This window comes from Novosphingobium sp. BL-S-32 (genome assembly GCF_056857055.1).
Window position 1 is genome coordinate 1,011,806 of the sequence record NZ_CM166477.1, and the last position, 14,945, is coordinate 1,026,750.

Here is a 14,945-nt window from a genome sequence, read left to right on the forward strand (position 1 = left end):
AGGTGTTCCGTTGTACCGAGAACGCCTCGATCCTCGCATGAAGATCAGTACTTTATGCGCGCCTCGATCCCGACTGTACGTGGGTTCAGCACGGTCTGCCGGTAGAAGCGCACGGCAACGCCATCGTTTACACCGATGCGCGAGCGATCGTTGCCAACCGAGACGACCGCGTATTTGTCGAAGATGTTGTTGGCAAAGAGGCCGATGCTGTACTTGTCGGTTTCGTAAGAGATCGAGGCCCGGTGGAGGACGTAGCCCGGGATCTTGTCGCCATAGGCGCGGTCCCAACCCAGTCGGGACACCACGTTTCCGCGATAGGTTGCGGTCCAGTTGCCGATCAGGCTGCCGTCCATGAACGGCATGGTGTAAGTGGCGCCCAGGCTGCCCGAATTCTTGGCCGAGCCCGGCAGACGGTCGCCGTCCAGCGCGTCGAGCTGTGTGAACTTCGGCCGCGCGTCATAATCGCCGGGGGTCGTGCGGATCGTGATGATGCCGGGTACGTCGTCGGTGAGCTTCGCATCGGTGTACGAATACATGCCCTGGATCGCCAGTTCGGGGATCGGCCTGAGCTGGAACGAGGCTTCGAAGCCCTGCGACTTGGCCGAACCGCCGTTAACGGTGATCCCGGTTGCGCCGTAAAGGGTGGTCGAGTCGACCTGAATGCCGTCCCAGACGATATGGAAGACGTCAAAGTTGAACGACAGTTTCCGGTCGAACAGCTGCGTACGAATGCCGATTTCGGCGTTCTTCGTCTTGTCCGGACCGTACTGGATCTCGTTCGGTAGTGCGCAGGCGTTCTGCTGGTTTGCCGGAACGGGATCGGGGCAGGGCGCCACGCGGTTAGGTCCGCCGATGCGGTAGCCCTTGCTGTACGTGGCGTAGACCATCAGGTCAGGGGTGAAGTTGTACGAGGTGTTGAACTTCCACACCCAGCCATCCTGCTTGGCCTTGCCGCCCGACGGAGTCAGGTCATAGGGGCTGAGCGGATCCCCCAGCAGGGGAAGGACGAGAGCGCCCTGGATCTCCGACGTATACTTGAAGTAACGCGCGCCGCCTGTGACCTGCCACTTTGGCGTGATCCTGAACGTGCCTTCGCCGAAGATCGCCTTTTCGGTTACCTTGGACTTGATGTAGCTGACATATTCGAGATCGTCAGGATTGTTGGGAACGCCGTAGAAGTCCGACAGGCCGGGCGTGTGTTCGGCATAATCGTTGTGGTATTTCTGATCGTTGTAGAAGGCGCCGAGCACCCAGTTGAGCGGTCCGCCATGACGCGAGACGAGGCGGATTTCCTGGTTGAACTGCTTGCGGGTATTGTCGGATTCGTTCCAGCTCGAAAACGCGGGGAACAGCTCGTAGTCGTAGTCGAGATCGAGCAGCAAGTCAGTATTGTCGGACTTCGACTTCACGCGAACATTGGTATAGGCCGTTGTCGAGACGAGATCGGCGATGTCGGCAATGTTTGCGTTGATCTCCATGCTGGCCAGATGCGCGCGGCGGTTTACCGGCTCTTCGTAGCGGGCTGCGTTCTCGTACTTGCCGGTGCCCATCACGCCGGCGCTGTTGGACTGGGAGCCGTCGGTCTTGGTGCGCTGGAATGCGTAAGTGAAGATGACCTTCAGGTCTTCGGTGGTCTGGAACAGCAACTGGTTGCGCGTCGTAAAGGTTCTTTCGAAATTGAGATCCTTGCGCTTCTTCAGGTTTGCCGAGGCTTCTTCGGGCGTTACGCCGTCCGGACCGCCCGGCTGCGGAAGAGAGACGCCAGGTTCCTGAAGCAGCAGCGGATAATCGATAAAGCCGGGGTCGTAATAGTAGCCGGTGGCGGTGCGGAAGGCGATGTGGTCCTTGACGATCGGAATGTTGATCATGCCGTCGAACTGATAGCCTGCGTGGCTGCCGTGGCTCTTGCCGTAGAGGCGGCCATGGGCCTCGCCCTCGAAGCTATCGAGATCGGGGCGGTTCGGGATGTAGCGGATCGCGCCGGCCAGCGTGCCGAGGCCGTAGAGCGTGCCCTGCGGGCCCAGCAACGTTTCCACGCGCGCAATGTCGAGCAGCTTGAAGTCGTAGTAGAGCGGCACTTCGCCCAGATAGACGCCGAGGGCATCGTCATAGTTGGCGCCTCCGGAGTCGACATCGGAAGCATTGAGGCCGCGCAGAACGATCGTCCCGGTGCCGCCGGGGCCGGTGTCGGAAATCGTCAGGCCAGGCGTGAAAGCGGCGAGATCGCGCACGTCGTCGATGTGCTGGCGGGCGAGGTCCTCGGAGCCGATCGCCGAAATGTTGATCGGCGTGTCCATGATCGTCGTGGCGCGGCGGGTGCCGGTCACGACGATGGCATTGCCGTCATCCGATACGGTGGCGTCCTGCGCCATGGCCGGCACGGCCAGTGCGGTGCTTGTGAACACGGTTGCGGACAGCAGCCCCGCTTTCATTTTTGCGCGATATGTCATGTGCTTCCCTGTCTGTGTTTTGGTTTACGTTGCCCGTGCCCTGGCTTGCCCCTGCCAGAACCCTGTGGGTGTTGCTTGGAAGTCCCTCTTGGACGCGCCCTGCCACCGCTTGAGGGGTGTCTTGCCGGCGCGTTTCCTGCACTCGGCGCTCTCACTGCGCGCCGAGGTATTTACCGATGCGATCCTTGGTATTGCGCCGTGGATCAGCGGGTTGCGGAGGCCGCCTCGCTACGTTTCGCGATGATCCGCGCGATCAGCGGTTGGAACGGGAACAGGAACTGCTCCCGGATGGAAAGTCGCTTGCGTTCATCTTGCCCGACGATCGCGGATTCGCCTTCGCGATAGGTTCCGAAAATGCGGTCGATGAGGATCAGCGAATTGGCGTAATTGCAACGGGTGGCTTCATAATCGACCGAATGGTGGAGGCTATGATGCCGGATCGTCGTGAAGAAGAGCGAGTAGAACCGGGGCGGGTCCGCACGCACATTGGCATGTGCGAAAGTCGAAACCACCGCCAGAACATTGAAAGCGCAGAATTGGGCGGCCTGCGGAATATCGAACAGCGCCACTATGCTGAGGCTGATGAGGAACAGTTCGATGGGGTTGCCCACCGCGCCTTTCATTGCGTTCAACTGGGTGATGTGGTGATGCGGGGCGTGGGTCAGCCAGAACGGCGTCCAGTTATGCATCAGCCGGTGCATCCAGTACTGGCCGAATTCGATGACGAAGATCACCAGCGCGACCTGCACGACGAACGGCAAGTGCATGGCCCACTGGGTGGTAATACCGAGCGAGTGTTTCACCGAAGTCAGCGGATCTTCGGCCAGTTTGGTCGAAACCCACGTTATCACCGTGGCTCCGAGGATCACGTAGAACAGATCGGTGACGAATTCGCGCTTGTTCATTCGCCAGCCCGAATGCCGTTCGTGGACCCATTCCAGGGCCAACACCGCCAATGTCGTCAGCGAAGTGGCGACAACGAGGGACCAGGAATTATCGATCCATGACTTCGGGCCATACGCCCAGAACAGAACGGTGAGCGCGACGAACGCCGGTGGCAGCAGATCGAAGACCTTGTTCTTCAGTGTAGTGTCATTCCGTGCGCCGGAAGAATCCGGATTTCCGTCGGGATAGCTGCCACCGGCGAATGAATGCTCATCGCCTGATAGAACCGTGATGCTGGCCGGCAGTTGTCCCATCGAAAACCCCCATCCAAGCCGGCGACCCGGCTTGCTATTGCAGATTCTTTCCTCCCGCTCAGTCGCTCTGTTCGGCGACATTAAGCACACGGTATGGATATTACCTTTTTCGTCAAGCGTATTAATGCTGCAAGTGCAGCATTTACCGGAAAATCGAAAAAAATGGCGGAATACCACCATTCTTGGAGGAGGAGTTTATGAAGCTTTGCCGCACGTGCGTTTGGTGAGCGCGATGAACGCTGCTCAGGCGGGCGCCGCCCACGGGGAAAACATCGTTGCTGATTCGCGCGTGGCAGGCACATGACCTGTCCTGCCGGCCGCGCGATGCGCACGATTGTTTGTACTTCTTGCAGAACCTGCCGAGAGCGCAATCGTGGACTGTCTTATTGCCGGCGCATGCGATAGGAGACGGCCGTAAGGTTTTGCATTTGAAGATAGTGATGATCGCAGAAAGGGGCGCAGTTTGAGCACCGATCCCGCCAGTCTTGCCCGGCTCAGCATGAGCCTCCCCGCCGAGCTGTTTCGCCAGCTCGACGCCATGGTGGAAGAACGTGGCCTGCCTTCGCGATCGCAACTGATCTCCGAACTCATCCGCCATGCTCTTGCCGAGCATGAGGCATTGACGCGTCCCGAAGAGATGCTCGCCGGCACGATCACCCTTGTTTACCGGGGCGACAGGGGCAAAGTGCGCCAGCAGCTTGCGCAGAGCCAGGCAGAGTACTTGAAGGAGGTCATCTCCTCACAGCACGTGTTTCTGGAGGACGATCAGTCGCTTGAGGTCCTGCTGGTGCAGGGGCCTGCCGCGCGATTGAAGGAATTGTGCGACGCGCTGCGCGGGATTCGGGGTGTTCGCCAACTCCAGCTTGTCACCACCACCGCCTTGCTTCCGCCGCTTCACGAGCAGGAGAAGGCCAGGAGCGACGACGCCGCCCCAACTCGCAAGCCGCGGGCCAAGAGCGAAGAGGCGGTGTAACGGCCGCCTGTGGCGAGGATTGCGATCTCGCCGCGCTGCGTGCCTTGAAGATCGCAGCGACGGTTTCCGGTCCGATCGCCGCAGCCTATCCGTGTCCGGACTTGGCGAAAAAGCCCGGGCAGCGGCGGAAATTGCGCTTCTCGGTCCGCGTGCCGATTCCCCCTCAAGGGGTGAGTATTACAGAATCGGTTCACCGTAATAATTTTCGATGGACAACCCTTTCATTCGCGGCAATGCTGCACTGCGAAAGGGGACCGACTCATGATCGTATCGATCCGTAGAATATCCAAGGCCGCACTGATGGCTGGCGTGCTTCTTACCGCGGCTTGCTCACAGACATCGAGCGACGCGCCGAAGCGCCAGGAATTCAACATCGGATGGTCGATCTATGCGGGCTGGATGCCCTGGCCTTACGCGCAGCAGGCCGGCATCGTGAAGAAGTGGGCGGACAAGTACCACATCAAGATCAACATCGTTCAGGTGAACGACTACGTCGAATCGGTTAATCAGTATACTGCCGGAAAGTTGGACGGCGTTACTGTTGCCAATATGGATGCGCTCACGATTCCGGCTGCGGGTGGCAAGGACACCAGCGCCATCATCGTGGGCGACTATTCCAACGGCAACGACGGCATCCTGCTGAAGGGCGCCAGCGATCTGAAGGCCATCAAGGGCAAGCAGATCAACCTCGTCGAGCTTTCCGTCTCGCACTACTTGCTGGCACGCGCGCTGAACTCGGCCGGGCTGGCGCTGAACGACGTGAAGACCGTGAACACCTCGGACGCCGACATCGTGGGCGCGTTCGCCAGCCCGGACGTTACGGCGGCCGTCGCGTGGAACCCCCAGCTTTCGGTCATGAAGGAACAGCCCGGCGCGAAGGAAGTGTTCAGCTCGGCTGACATTCCGGGTGAAATTCTCGATCTTCTGGCGGTCGATACCGCCACACTGAAGGCCAATCCGAACCTCGGCAAGGCGCTTGCGGGCATCTGGTACGAAACGGTGGCGCTGATGAAGCGTCAGGACGGCGAGGGCAAGGCCGCGCGCGCGGCGATGGCTAAGCTGGCGGGCTCGACGCCGGAAGCGTTCGACAGCCAGCTCACCACCACGTTCCTCTATTCCGATCCGAAGGCGGCGGTCGCGGCGGCATCGTCTCCGGCGCTGGTCACCACCATGACACGCGTCCGCGATTTCAGCTTCTCCAAGGGGCTGTTCAAGGGCGCGACGTCCGCCGACGCGGTGGGGATGGCCTTCCCCGGCGGCAAGACGCTCGGCGACGCCCAGCACGTGACGCTGCGCTTCGACGAAAGCTTCATGAAGATGGCAGCCGACGGCAAGCTCTGAGCGCACTCGGAGCCCTTCAATTCCGCTACATCAAGGTGACATGACGCAATGCGTTGGGTGAATCGTCAACTCCGGCGAAGCGACCGCCTGCTCCTTGGCGCGCTGCCAATCCTGCTGCTGGCGGTGGCCTATCTGCTGGTAGCCGCCAGCCGCCACGCGGCCAATCCGGCGGACAAGATCCTGCCCCTGCCTTCCAGCATGGTGCAGAGCATGTCCGTCCTGATGTTCCAGCCCGACCAGCTGACGGGTCAGCTGGTGTTCTGGGCGGACACGCTCGCAAGCCTCCAGCGGCTGGGGATCGGGCTGGGCATCTCGACATTGATGGCGATCTGCGTCGGGCTCGCGCTGGGGGCGCTGCCGCCGGTGCGTGCCACGTTCGGGCCGCTGGTGACGGGCATCGCGGTGATCCCGCCGATTGCCCTGCTGCCGATCCTGTTCATCGCGCTGGGATTGGGCGAGACGGCGAAAGTCGCACTGATCGTGGTGGGCATAGCGCCGGTCATGATCCGCGACATCGCGGCCCATGTCGCCGCCTTGCCCAGAGAACAGATCATCAAGGCGCAGACTCTGGGCGCCAGCAGCTGGCAAGTGATGATCCGCGTGGCGCTGCCACAGGCCATGCCCCGGCTCTTGCAGGCAATGCGGCTGTCGCTCGGACCGGCATGGGTCTTCCTGATCTCTGCCGAGGCGATCGCATCCGATGTCGGCCTTGGATACCGCATCTTCCTGGTTCGCCGCTATCTCTCGATGGACGTCATCATTCCCTACGTCGCCTGGATCGCGCTTCTGGCGATCGCGATGGACGTGACGCTGACTTTCCTGAGCAGGCGGCTGTTCCCGTGGGCACACGGAGAAAACCATTGAGCACACTTCTCAGCTTTCGCGACGTCTGGGTCGAATATGGAGACAGGATCGTCATCGAGAAACTGTCCCTCGATATCGAAGCCCACTCGTTCGTCTCGATCATTGGTCCTTCGGGGGCGGGCAAGAGCAGTTTTCTGCGCCTGATCCTTGGCCAGGAGGGGCCCACCCACGGGTCCATTCTCCTCGACGGTATACCGCTCGCGCCGGAGTGCGGACCGGATCGCGGCATCGTGTTCCAGCGCTACTCGGTGTTTCCGCATCTCTCGGCGCTGGGCAACACGATCCTCGGGATGGAATGCGCAAGGGCGCCACTTTCGGCCCGCCTGTTCGGCGCCGCCCGGCGTGCGGCGAAAGAGGAGGCGGTCGAGATGCTGACCGCCGTGGGACTGGGTGACAGCCTGCACCTCTATCCCGCGCAGATGTCAGGCGGCATGCAGCAGCGGCTGGCGATTGCCCAGGCGCTTGTGAAGCGGCCACGCATACTTCTGCTCGATGAGCCGTTCGGCGCGCTCGATCCCGGAATCCGTGCCGACATGCACGTGCTGATCCGGAAATTGTGGAGCGACTATGCGCTGACGATCGTCATGGTCACTCACGATATTCGCGAGGCTTTCAGCCTTGGAACGCGCGTGATCGCGCTCGACAAGCGCCGTCACGATCCGCACGCGCCCCACCGTTTCGGCGCTGCCGCGGTCTACGATCTGCCGCTCAAGGAGCGGGTCGAACAGATTTCCGACGAGCGCGTGAGTATTACTATTGACTGAATAGGTAATAATTGGAAGGAGGTGCATATGAGCTCCGAATCCGCAAGCCTGGCGCGGCTCAGCATGAGCCTTCCGGCAGACCTCTTCAGACAGCTCGACACGATGGTGGCGGAACGGGGGCTTCCTTCCCGCTCGCAACTGATCGCCGAACTGATCCGCCACGCTCTTGCCGAGCATGGCTCGCTTACCCACCCGGACGAGATGCTCGCCGGCACGATTACCCTTGTTTACCGCAGCGAGCAGGGCCGTGTTCGGCACCAGCTTTCCCAGACCCAGACCAGTTATCTGAAGGAAATCATTTCCTCTCAGCATGTCGTGCTGGAGGACGATCAATCTCTCGAAGTCCTGCTCGTGCAAGGCCCGGCCGTGCGGCTGAAGGAACTGTGCGATGCCATCCGGCGCGTGCGCGGGATGCAGCAGCTGGAACTCGTGACCACCACCGCCCTTCTGCCGCCGCTTTACGAACAGGACGGCGGCAACTCCCAGTCGATCGGAGCGAATTCATGACCCAGATTCTGGCGAACCCGCTTGCCGCCCGCGACCATGCACGCGGCATGGAAGGCACCGTGATCGAGAGCATGCCGGTGCTGCCGCCGGTCGCGAGCGATCTCCCGGCCGGTGTGTCCGCGCAGGACCTCACGTGGGAGGAAACGATTGCGGCAGGCGGCTATGTGACGCGGCGGCTGGCACGCGGCACGCGCCTGCGGCTGATCGACATCAAGGGCGATGCCTGCGCCTCGCTGCTCGTCTTCAATGCGGAAATGCCGACCGAGCGGCTCAACGTCGCGGACACCGTAAAAGTCCAGTGGAACGCCTATCTCGATGCGGGCAAGCTGCTGCTGTCCGACATGGGCCGCGTGCTCATGAGCATTCTGGAAGACGATGCCGGCACGCATGACACCTTCTGCGGCACCTCCAATGCCGCCACCAATGCGGCCAAATACGGCGACGGCAGCAATAGCGGCGCTTATCCAAACGGGCGCGACCGCTTTCTCTTGGGCGCGGGCAAGCACGGTCTCGGCCGCCGCGATGTGCACCCCTGCGTGACCCTGTTCAAGGGCACGCGGATCGAGACGGACGGCACGATCACCCCGCAAGTGGGTCCGTTCCAGGCCGGTCGCAGCGTGGTGCTGCGCGCGGAAATGGACGTGATCGTGGTGATCGCCAACTGCCCGCATGTGCTCGACCCGCGTGACGACTGGACAGTGACGCCGCTGCGCGTCTCGGCCTGGCGCGGCCCGGTCACGCCGGAGGCGGACCCGATCCGCACTGCCACGCCGGAAGGCCTTCGCGCCTTCCAGAACGTCGAAGACTACTTCCGTCGCTGAAAGGACAGGCCACAATGAACGCCGATCCCCACATGTCCGGTCTCACCGGCGCCGTGATCCACGACGTGATCGTGCCCGCCCGGGCGCCATGGCTGCACCACGTGGCCGCAGGGCAGACGCTTCGTATCGTCGACCTTGAAGGCAATCAGGCCGTGGATTTCCTGCTCTATTCGGCTGAGGACGGTGCCGAACGCTACAGCGCGCAGGACACCGTTGCCGCACAGGGTAATCTGTTCCTGCGCCAAGGCACCCGGCTGCTGTCCAACGAGGGCCGGACGATGATGACCATCGCCGCCACCTCGGTCGAATATCACGACACCATCGGCGGCGCCTGCTCCTGCGAATCCAACACCTTGCGCTACGGCCATCACACCAAGGCCGAGCATGCCTGCGTGGAGAACTTCCTCGAAGCCAATCTCACCGAGGGCCGGGGCAAGCGGGACATCGTGTCCAACATCAACTTCTTCATGAACGTACCGGTCGAGCCGGACGGGTCGCTGGGCATCGTCGACGGAATATCCGCGCCGGGCCTGACCGTTGACCTGCGAGCGGAAATGGACGTCGTCGTCGTCGTCTCGAACTGCCCGCAGGTCAACAACCCCTGCAACGGCTTCAACCCCACCCCCGTTCGGATGATTGTCACCGCATGAACTTTGACACGGTCCTGATCGCCAACCGAGGCGCGATCGCCACCCGCATCATCCGCACGCTGCGACGCATGGGCCTGAAGTCCGTCGCCGTCTATTCCGAGGCAGACGAAGGCTCCAACCACGTATCCGAAGCCGATGAGGCGGTCTGCATCGGCGGGGCGAAAGCCTCCGACAGCTACCTCAACATCGCCGCGATCCTCGATGCCGCGCGCAAGACCGGGGCAGGGGCCATCCATCCCGGCTACGGCTTCCTGGCCGAAAACGTGGAGTTCGCGGAGGCCTGCGCCGAAGCGGGCATCGTCTTCATCGGCCCCACCGTCCAGAACATCCGCACGTTCGGCTTGAAGCACAGCGCCCGCGCGCTTGCTGCCGCGCATGACGTGCCGCTGGCGCCCGGTACCGGGCTGCTTGCCGACGAAAAGGATGCCGTACTCGCCGCGCGCGAAATCGGTTTCCCGGTGATCCTGAAGGCAACGGCGGGCGGCGGCGGCATCGGCATGCGCGTCTGCGAAGACGAGGCGGAACTGCGCGATGCTTTCGCATCGGTGGCGCGGCAGGGCCTGAGCAATTTCGGCGATGCTAGCGTCTTCCTCGAACGCTACGTCCGGCGCGCGCGCCATGTCGAGGTCCAGTTGTTCGGCGATGGCCAGGGCCGCGTCATGGCCCTTGGAGAACGAGACTGCTCGCTTCAGCGCCGCAACCAGAAGGTGGTCGAGGAAGCCCCTGCACCACTGCTGCCCGAACGCGTGCGTGCGGAGCTGATTGCCTCGGCCGTGCGACTGGGCGAGGCCGCGCGATATCGTTCGGCCGGGACGGTCGAATACCTCTACGACGCCGACCGGGAGGAGTTCTTCTTCCTGGAGATGAACACGCGCCTTCAGGTCGAACACGGCGTCACCGAAATGGTGATGGGCATCGATCTGGTCGAATGGATGGTGCGCGGCGGGGCGGGGGACTACACTTTCCTCGACCGTGAGCCGCCGACCCCGCAGGGCCATTCGGTGCAGATGCGCCTCTATGCGGAAGACCCGTCGCTCGATTATCGTCCCACTTCGGGCACGCTGACGGCGCTGGAATTCCCGTCCGACATTCGCGTCGAGACATGGTGTTCGGCGGGAAGCACGGTCAGCGCATGGTACGATCCGATGCTGGCGAAGCTGATCGTCCACGCGCCCACCCGGGCCGAGGCGGTCGAGGCAGCGCAGGCGGCGATAGACCGGAGCCGCGCGGACGGCATCGAAACCAACTTGCGCTGGCTGCGTGATGTCGTGCGCTCGCCCGCGTTCGTCAGCGGCGAGGTCTCGACCCGCGTGCTCGACGGCATCGTCTATGAACCGCGCTCCATCCGCGTGGTCAGCGGCGGCACCGCGACGACCGTGCAAGACTGGCCGGGGCGGCAGAAGCTCTGGGCTGTCGGCGTGCCGCCATCGGGACCAATGGACGACCAGTCCTTCCGTCTCGGCAACCGGCTGCTCGGCAATCCGGAAGGGACGGCGGGTCTGGAGGCCACTGTCACCGGCCCCACGCTTGCTTTTGTAGCCCCGGCGCGGATCTGCATCACCGGTGCGGACTTCGGCGCGACGGTTGACGGCGAGCCGGTTCCTCGCGGCGTTCCGACCGACGTGAAGGCAGGCCAGACGCTGGCGCTCGGCCGGGCCTCGACAGGCGGCATGCGCGGATATGTGCTGTTCGCCGGCGGGCTCGACATGGCGCCCTATCTGGGCAGCCGCAGCACCTTCGAACTCGGCCAGTTCGGCGGACATGCTGCGCGCAGGCTGCTGGCGGGCGATACATTGCATCTGGCCGGGGAGAGCACCGACGCGGCGCTGCCGATGGTGGCCCTGCCGGAGATTTCGACCGACTGGACCTTGCGCGTGCTCTATGGCCCGCACGGCGCGCCCGATTTCTTCACCGATGAAGACGTCCAGTCGTTCCTCGGTGCGGAATGGAAGGTGCATCACAACAGCAACCGCACCGGCGTTCGCCTGATCGGTCCGAAGCCCCGCTGGGCCCGTACGGACGGCGGCGAGGCGGGGCTGCATCCCTCCAACATTCACGATAATCCCTATGCCATCGGCGCGGTCGACTTCACCGGCGACATGCCGATCATCCTCGGCCCCGATGGCCCCTCGCTGGGCGGTTTCGTCTGTCCCTTCGTGGTGATCGCGGCCGATCGCTGGAAGATCGGACAGCTCACCCCCGGTGACCGCCTGCGCTTCGTGCCGGTAAATATCGACGATGCGACGGAGGCGGATGCCTCGCAGCGCGCGTACGTGGCGACAGGTGTGGTGCCTGCCTCGTCGCCGGTTCGCCCGGTGGAGACCCTGTCCCCCATCCTCGCCGAAGTGGCAGAAGGCCCCGGCCGGCCGCGCACCGTCTATCGCCAGCAGGGCGACCGGAACATCCTTGTCGAATACGGCCAGATCGTGCTCGACATCGAACTGCGCATTCGGGTGCATGCGCTGATGACGGAGCTGGAGCGGCTGGCTCTGCCCGGCGTCATCGATATCGTTCCCGGGATCCGCTCGCTTCAGCTGCACTTCGATGGGCTGGCGCTGGACCAGCAGGCCGCGCTGGCCATGCTCATCGCGGCGGAGGAGCGGCTGGGGGACCTTGAGGACTTCACGATCCCTTCGCGCATCGTCCACTTGCCCCTGAGCTGGCGCGATCCGGCAACGATCGAGACGATCGAGAAGTACATGGCCACGGTCCGCGCCGATGCGCCATGGTGCCCGGACAACATCGAGTTCATCCGCCGCATCAACGGCCTTGCCGACAGCGATGCGGTCGAGAACCTGATCTTCGAGGCGAACTATCTCGTGATGGGGCTGGGCGATGTCTATCTGGGCGCTCCTGTGGCCACTCCGGTCGATCCCAGGCACCGTTTGGTGACGACCAAGTACAACCCGGCGCGCACCTGGACGCCGCCCAATGTCGTGGGCATCGGCGGCGCCTACATGTGCATCTACGGCATGGAAGGGCCGGGCGGTTATCAGCTCTTCGGCCGGACGGTTCAGGTCTGGAACACCTACCGCCAGACCGACGCCTTCATTGAAGGCAAGCCGTGGCTGCTGCGCTTCTTCGACCAGATCCGCTTCTATCCGGTGAGCGCGGACGAACTGACCGAATGGCGCCGGGAGTTTCCGGCCGGGCGACGTTCGCTCCGGATCGAGCCGTCCGAGTTTCGGCTGGCGGATTACCGGGCCTTCCTTGCCGAGAATGCGCAGTCGATCTCGGAATTCGAGGAAAAGCGCAAGGCCGCTTTCGACGAGGAACGCGCGGACTGGCAGCGGCTTGGCGAGTTCGACCATGCTGTCGATACTGGCGAGGTCGAGGAGCCGGAGGGCGCGGTGATCGACATTCCGATCGGCTCCAATCTGGTGGAAGCGCCTTACGGCGGCGTGGTCTCGATGCTGCTCGTAGCGGCGGGGGACGTGGTGGAAGCGGGCGACAAGATCGCGGTGATTGAGGCTATGAAGATGGAATGTCCTGTTGAAAGCCCCGGCCGGGGCACGATCGAGGCTCTCTACATGCGTGAGGGGCAGTCCTTGCAGCCCGGGGCGCCGATGCTGGCCCTGAGGCAGCACGCATGACCGCGCCCGATCGTCGCAGCGCGGCTGCAATCGCCGACGCCGTCAATGCGGGGCGCACAAGCGCCGTCGCGGTGGCCGAAGAGACCTTGGCGCGGGTCATCGCCTATGATGCCGTGCAGCCGCAGATCTGGATCAGCCGTGCCAGCCGCGAGCAGCTTCTGGAGCAGGCCCGCGCTGTCGATGCCCGAATCGCTGCCGGGGAAGTGCTGCCGCTGGCAGGTGTTCCCTTCGCAGTGAAGGACAATATCGATGTGGAAGGCTTCGATACCACGGCGGCTTGCCCAGCCTTCGCCTACCGCCCGGAAGGCTCTGCCACGGTAATCGAGCGCCTGACGGCGGCGGGCGCGCTTTGCGTCGGCAAGACCAATCTCGATCAGTTCGCCACTGGTCTGGTCGGTACGCGTAGCCCTTACGGCATCCCCCGGAATGCCTCCAATCTCGCCTATGTCAGTGGCGGTTCCAGCTCGGGCTCGTCGGTTGCCGTGGCGGCGGGGCTGGTGGCCTTTGCGCTGGGCACGGACACTGCCGGCTCGGGCCGCGTTCCGGCCGCCTTCAACCACCTGATCGGGTTCAAGCCCACGAAAGGGCGCTGGAGCACGCATGGCCTCGTCCCGGCTTGCCGGACGCTCGATTGCATCACCGTCTTCACCGACGACACGGCCGATGCGCGGCTGGTCGATCAGGTTGTCGCACGCTTCGATCCGGCTGATCCTTACTCCAAGCCGCTGGCAGACAAGCCGCTCCGGCTCGCACGCATCGGTGTGCCACGCCGCGACCAGCGGATCTGGTTCGGCGATGTGGAATCAGAATTCCTCTACGACCGAGCGCTGGAAAATCTCGCGCAGTTGGGCGAACTGGTGGAAGTCGATCTGGCGCCGCTGCTGGAGGCCGCGCAGCTGCTCTACGGCGGTCCCTGGGTCGCGGAGCGCACGGCGGCGGTGGCCGATATGCTCGCGGACAACCCGGATGCCATCGACCCGACCGTCCGCTCCATTGTCGAGCCCGGCGCGGCGGTCAGCGCGGTGGAGCTGTTCAACGGCATGTACCGCCTTGCCGAGATCAAGCGCCACGCCGACCTGCTGTGGTCCGATATCGAGATGCTGGCGTTTCCAACCACCGGCACCACCTACCGCGTCTCCGAACTGCTGGCGGCGCCCGTGGCGCTCAACAGCAATCTGGGCCTCTACACCAATTTCGTGAACCTGCTCGACATGACCGCGCTCGCGGTGCCTGCCGGGATACGCGCCAATGCCACGGGCTTCGGGATTACCCTGATCGGCCCCGCCGATACCGACCGCGCCCTGTTGGACGTGGCCGACGCCTACCTTTCGGTTGCGGATCTCCCGCTGCCGCCATCACTCGATCTGGAGGGAAAGATGCAGACCGTGAAACTCGCCGTCGTCGGTGCCCATCTCAAGGACATGCCGCTCCACTGGCAGCTCACCTCGCGCGATGCAAAGTTCGTCGGCGCCTTCGAAACCGCGCCGACTTACCGGCTCTATGCCATGGCGGACAGCGTGCCGGCCAAGCCCGCACTCGTGCATAGCGAGGATGGGGCGGCCATCGCCGTCGAGGTTTACGAACTGGGCGTTGCCGAGTTCGGCAGCTTCGTTGTCGAAGTGCCGGCTCCGCTTGCAATCGGCACCGTCACGCTGGCCGATGGCAGCAGCGTGAAGGGTTTCGTCGCCGAACCGCGCGCCATGACCGGGGCGGAGGACATCACCAGCCTTGGCGGATGGCGCGCTTTCATCGCGCGCGCGGCCTGACCCGCATCGGCAAGTTC

The 14,945-nt window shown here is 63.4% G+C and carries 12 protein-coding genes; 10 read left to right on the forward strand and 2 right to left on the reverse strand.

All coding sequences use genetic code 11. From position 1 onward, the window contains the following. Window positions 1–44: 44 nt before the first annotated feature. Both AC1VVK_RS21100 and AC1VVK_RS21105 read right to left on the reverse strand, forming a co-directional pair. Window positions 45–2,450 carry a TonB-dependent receptor gene (locus AC1VVK_RS21100; RefSeq protein WP_482906699.1) on the reverse strand — a complete coding sequence of 802 codons (2,406 nt, stop codon included), beginning with the start codon at window positions 2,448–2,450 and terminating at the stop codon, window positions 45–47. A 203-nt stretch (window positions 2,451–2,653) separates the two neighbouring features. Beyond that, complete coding sequence (locus AC1VVK_RS21105; RefSeq protein WP_482906700.1) at window positions 2,654–3,649, reverse strand: sterol desaturase family protein; 996 nt, start codon at window positions 3,647–3,649, stop codon at window positions 2,654–2,656. Between AC1VVK_RS21105 and AC1VVK_RS21110 the strand changes: the two genes are divergently transcribed. The 10 genes from AC1VVK_RS21110 to atzF all read left to right on the forward strand — a co-directional run bounded on the left by AC1VVK_RS21110 (window position 3,624) and on the right by atzF (window position 14,928). Further along, window positions 3,624–3,953, forward strand: coding sequence for a hypothetical protein (locus AC1VVK_RS21110; protein ID WP_482906701.1), 330 nt, complete (start codon window positions 3,624–3,626; stop codon window positions 3,951–3,953). The two genes, AC1VVK_RS21105 and AC1VVK_RS21110, sit on opposite strands and share 26 nt — an antisense overlap. Before the next feature lie 195 nt (window positions 3,954–4,148). After that, window positions 4,149–4,622: a CopG family ribbon-helix-helix protein gene (locus AC1VVK_RS21115; RefSeq protein WP_132386336.1), complete on the forward strand. Its 474-nt coding sequence runs from the start codon at window positions 4,149–4,151 to the stop codon at window positions 4,620–4,622. A gap of 261 nt (window positions 4,623–4,883) precedes the next feature. Continuing rightward, a complete protein-coding gene (locus AC1VVK_RS21120; protein ID WP_482906702.1) occupies window positions 4,884–5,963 on the forward strand; it encodes a putative urea ABC transporter substrate-binding protein in 1,080 nt (359 codons plus the stop codon). A gap of 48 nt (window positions 5,964–6,011) precedes the next feature. Then, entirely contained in the window at window positions 6,012–6,827 is an 816-nt protein-coding gene (locus tag AC1VVK_RS21125) for an ABC transporter permease (RefSeq protein ID WP_482906703.1), read from the forward strand. Further along, window positions 6,824–7,591, forward strand: a complete 768-nt coding sequence (locus tag AC1VVK_RS21130) for an ATP-binding cassette domain-containing protein (protein WP_482906704.1) — start codon at window positions 6,824–6,826, stop codon at window positions 7,589–7,591. The genes AC1VVK_RS21125 and AC1VVK_RS21130 overlap by 4 nt, the downstream gene beginning before the upstream one ends. 27 nt (window positions 7,592–7,618) lie before the next feature. After that, window positions 7,619–8,098 carry a CopG family ribbon-helix-helix protein gene (locus AC1VVK_RS21135; protein WP_482906705.1) on the forward strand — a complete coding sequence of 160 codons (480 nt, stop codon included), beginning with the start codon at window positions 7,619–7,621 and terminating at the stop codon, window positions 8,096–8,098. Then, window positions 8,095–8,919 (forward strand): urea amidolyase associated protein UAAP1, encoded by an 825-nt coding sequence (locus tag AC1VVK_RS21140; RefSeq protein WP_482906706.1) that lies wholly within the window; start codon window positions 8,095–8,097, stop codon window positions 8,917–8,919. Before AC1VVK_RS21135 ends, AC1VVK_RS21140 begins: the two co-directional genes overlap by 4 nt. A gap of 14 nt (window positions 8,920–8,933) precedes the next feature. Next, the gene (locus tag AC1VVK_RS21145) at window positions 8,934–9,569 is read left to right on the forward strand and encodes an urea amidolyase associated protein UAAP2 (protein ID WP_482906707.1); all 636 of its coding nucleotides are present in this window, start codon (window positions 8,934–8,936) and stop codon (window positions 9,567–9,569) included. Then, window positions 9,566–13,162: an urea carboxylase gene (uca, locus tag AC1VVK_RS21150; protein ID WP_482906708.1), complete on the forward strand. Its 3,597-nt coding sequence runs from the start codon at window positions 9,566–9,568 to the stop codon at window positions 13,160–13,162. The genes AC1VVK_RS21145 and uca overlap by 4 nt, the downstream gene beginning before the upstream one ends. After that, window positions 13,159–14,928: an allophanate hydrolase gene (atzF, locus tag AC1VVK_RS21155; protein ID WP_482906709.1), complete on the forward strand. Its 1,770-nt coding sequence runs from the start codon at window positions 13,159–13,161 to the stop codon at window positions 14,926–14,928. Before uca ends, atzF begins: the two co-directional genes overlap by 4 nt. Window positions 14,929–14,945: the final 17 nt, after the last annotated feature.